The organism is Photorhabdus australis DSM 17609 (assembly GCF_000711895.1).
Classification (GTDB): Bacteria; Pseudomonadota; Gammaproteobacteria; order Enterobacterales; family Enterobacteriaceae; genus Photorhabdus; species Photorhabdus australis.
In genome coordinates this window covers 1-1,773 of sequence record NZ_JONO01000126.1, presented here as the reverse complement: position 1 = coordinate 1,773, position 1,773 = coordinate 1, and the positions used below count along the sequence as shown (strand labels likewise).

The 1,773-nt window shown below is 58.8% G+C and carries 1 pseudogene; it reads right to left on the bottom strand.

The features are described from left to right. A pseudogene (locus tag BO26_RS18420) lies at window positions 1-1,773 on the bottom strand (S-layer family protein); the annotation flags it as partial.

The window sequence follows — 1,773 nt, the reverse complement described above, 5'->3', positions numbered from 1 at the left end:
GGTCAGATTGTTGGCCGTCAGGTGGGTGACGTCACGCCCGCTTATCGTGCCGCTGTTGGTGATATCGCCCTGACTGTTAAGGGCCACGCTATTCCCGGCCAGCAAGGCGCCGTCACTGCGCAGGTCGCCCGGACGGACGCGGGCGTAAACCTGCGGCACCGTCACCACTTCGGTCGTGCCATCCGGCAGGGTCACCGTCTGGTTGGTCAGCCAGATAATATCTGAGGTCAGCAATGCCATCTGCGCCGGACTTAAGGCGACACCGGGCGTTAACTGTTGCTGTTTACCAAAGGCGATACCGGCGTCCATCAGCGCTTTAAACTGCGCTTCGTCGTTGTGGTAGCCCGGCAGATAGCGCCGGCCGGTCAGTTGGGTGATTTGGTCGCGCACCAAACGCTGTTCGTAGAACCCATCGCCCAGGCGTTTGTGAACCCGCGCCGGGTCGTGCGTTAACTGTTGCCGCATGTAGTCCGAGCCCAGCCAGGGTTTATACTGGGTAAATTTCGGGTCGGTCTCGACCAGATAGTGGCTGTCGCTGCCCGGCTGCACGGTATACAGGCTGTTATCCGGCAGGCGGGTATCGGGGGTCACCACGCGTATCACCGGGTCGACAGTGTGTCCTTTGACGGTCTCCGGGGGCAAACTCAGTGGTTGATTTTTGATACCGTTCACCGGCGTGACCGCTGTGGGGGCAGAATGGATTTGACCGGTTTGTCGGTCGGCTATGGTGATATCGGTACCCGGTGGACGGGTATGCGCCTGCCAGGCCAGGGTGTTCAGGTCGAGGGTGTCGATGACGGGGGCCGGGTCATAATGGCTGCGGCTTTTCCCCTGCGAGGTTTTGGTCCCCCCGAATCCCAACTTTTTGTTTTTGGTCTTTTTGGCATACCAGTGGGTCTGGCTGCCGGTATCGGTGGTCACGCGTTCGCCCTGCGTAGCGATATTGTGCAACTCGCCTATCACTCCGTCCAGCGCCCCACCGGCGATAATCTGGCTGTCGTGATTAGTGACCTGCGCACTGTTGAGCGTCAGATTGCCCCCGGCCAGAATTTTACCGGGGTCACTCTGTTTGACTTGAGTTTCCTTAACGGTGCGGGTGTACTGATATTCGTAAAAGTCATTGCTGCGGCTGCCGTCCGGCATGATGGCATCGTGTACTTTGTATTTATTGTGGTGGGAAGTGTCCACCTGTGACCAGTCGTAACGGGCGGTCTGGCCGCTCAGTACCGCGTCGTGATGCTGAGATTTTTCTGTTTCGACGACCTGAGTGACCAACCCGGCGTTGGTGTTGTTAATCTGGTCGGCATTCATCGTCAAATGGCGCCCGGCTTCCATCGTCGCCGCGTGGTTATTGAGCTCACGGGCTTGACCGGTAGCCGTCAGCGCGTTATCCAATTGACCACCGATGTGCATGTTGCCCACGCTGTCAATCTGGGCATGGTCACGGTTGTTGAGCGTTGCGGTGCCGATATCCAGTCGGTCACGCGCGGCAATCACGGCGGCTTTGCCATCCTGTGCGGTGTTATTCAGGGTCTCCGTCTGGAGGGCGAGCTGGTCCCCGTAAAGTCGCCCGGTGCCGGTGTTGTTCAGGGTGTTGGCTGTCAGGTGGGTCAGGCCGCCGTCAATCAATCCGGTGTTGTTCAGGGTATCGTGAACCGTGATTTGCGTTTGTTTAGCGCTGATTTCACCGGCGGCGCGGTTGGTGAGATGCTGTGCGTCCAGATGCAGCGCCTGACCGGCTGTTATCTGGCGGTCATTGAGGAGATTGCCGGT